Source organism: Streptomyces sp. NPDC050388 (genome assembly GCF_040655635.1).
Taxonomy (GTDB): domain Bacteria; phylum Actinomycetota; class Actinomycetes; order Streptomycetales; family Streptomycetaceae; genus Streptomyces.
Window position 1 is genome coordinate 1 of record NZ_JBFAKH010000263.1, and the last position, 1,527, is coordinate 1,527.

General features: G+C 68.4%; 2 protein-coding genes. Both read left to right on the plus strand.

From position 1 onward, the window contains the following. Window positions 1-77: 77 nt before the first annotated feature. On the plus strand, window positions 78-467 hold the full coding sequence (locus AB0I73_RS41240; RefSeq protein ID WP_363045506.1) for a transposase: 390 nt from the start codon (window positions 78-80) through the stop codon (window positions 465-467). A gap of 17 nt (window positions 468-484) precedes the next feature. Beyond that, window positions 485-1,492 (plus strand): IS3 family transposase, encoded by a 1,008-nt coding sequence (locus tag AB0I73_RS41245; RefSeq protein ID WP_363045507.1) that lies wholly within the window; start codon window positions 485-487, stop codon window positions 1,490-1,492. Window positions 1,493-1,527 lie beyond the last annotated feature (35 nt).

The window sequence follows — 1,527 nt, forward strand, 5'->3', positions numbered from 1 at the left end:
CCCTCTCTGACAGCCTTGGCTGAGACGCCCGCTTTGCCGGGTTAGGCTGGAAGGGCGAGACAGGAGTACACCCCGGCATGGCCAGCACCACCCCCCGTAGCTCCGGATCGGATCCGGCGCCCCGTCCGAAGCGGCGGACGTTCTCCGCGGAGTACAAGCTGCGGATCGTCGCCGAGTACGACGCCGCCCCGACCGGGGAGAAGGGCGCGGTCCTTCGGCGTGAGCGGCTGTACCACTCGCACGTGATCGAGTGGCGCCAGGCCCGCGACGGCGGCGCTCTGGACGCCCTGACCGATCAGCGCACCTCGCCGGCCCGGCCGAAGCAGGCGGCCGAGCAGGCCGAGCTGGAACGACTCCGCAAGAAGATCGCCCGGCTGGAGAAGGACCTGGCCCGCCGGGACGCGGCCCTGGAAGTCATGGGAAAAGCCAACGCGCTCTTGGAACTGCTCTCCGAGAGCGCGGACTGAAGCACGCCGCCGCACCGGTGATCACCGAGGCGTTCGCGGGCGTCCAGGGCCAGTTGGGCACGACGGCGGCCTGCCGGCTGACCGGACGCTCACGCGCCACCCACTACCGCCACCTCAGCCCGAGGCCGAAGCCTGAACCGTCCCCGAGACCCACGCCCGCCTCGGCCCTCTCACCGGCCGAGCGGGCCGCGGTCCTGGCACTGCTGAACCGGCCGGAGTACGCCGACCTGCCGCCCGCCCAGGTCTGGGCACGTGAGCTGGACGCGGGGAACTACTGGTGCTCGGAGCGGACGATGTACCGGATCCTGTCGGCCGCCGGGCAGAACGGCGAACGCCGCCGCCAGGCCACCCACCCGCCCAGGACGATCCCCGAACTCGTCGCGACCGGGCCGTCGCAGGTTTTCACCTGGGACATCACCCGACTGCCCGGACCGGCCAAGGGCATCTGGTTCCACGCCTACGTGATCATCGACATCTTCAGCCGCTACATCGTCGGGCACACCGTCGAACGCGCCGAAACGGCCGAGCGGGCCGAGGAGTTGATCCGCGAGACCATCGAACGCAACGGCATCGTGCCCGAGACCGTCCACGCGGACCGCGGCACCTCCATGACCAGCAAGAAGGTCTCCCAGCTGCTGATTGACCTCGGTGTCACCAGGAGCCATTCCCGTCCCCGGGTGAGCAACGACAACCCCTTCAGCGAAAGCCAGTTCCGCACCACCAAGTACGCACCCGACTACCCCGCACGCTTCGACTCCCTGGCGCACGCCAGGGAGTGGATGGACGCGTTCATCAGCTACTACAACCACGAGCACCGCCACTCCGGGATCGGCCTGCACACCCCCGCCTCGGTCCACTTCGGCACCGCCCACGAGGTGAGGGATCAGCGGTCCGTCGCCCTCGCCGGGGCTTACGAACGCCATCCCGAGCGCTTCGCTCGCCGGCCGAGACCACCCGAGATACCCGGCCAGGTCTGGATCAACGACCCCATCAAACGAGCGCAAACCGAATCACAAATCTCATAGCGAAGTAAACGTCTCATTTGACTTGACAACTACCG

Bases quoted from the DNA above. Each gene is read 5' to 3' on its own strand.
- AB0I73_RS41240 (WP_363045506.1), top strand. From the start codon at position 78: ATGGCCAGCACCACCCCCCGTAGCTCCGGATCGGATCCGGCGCCCCGT.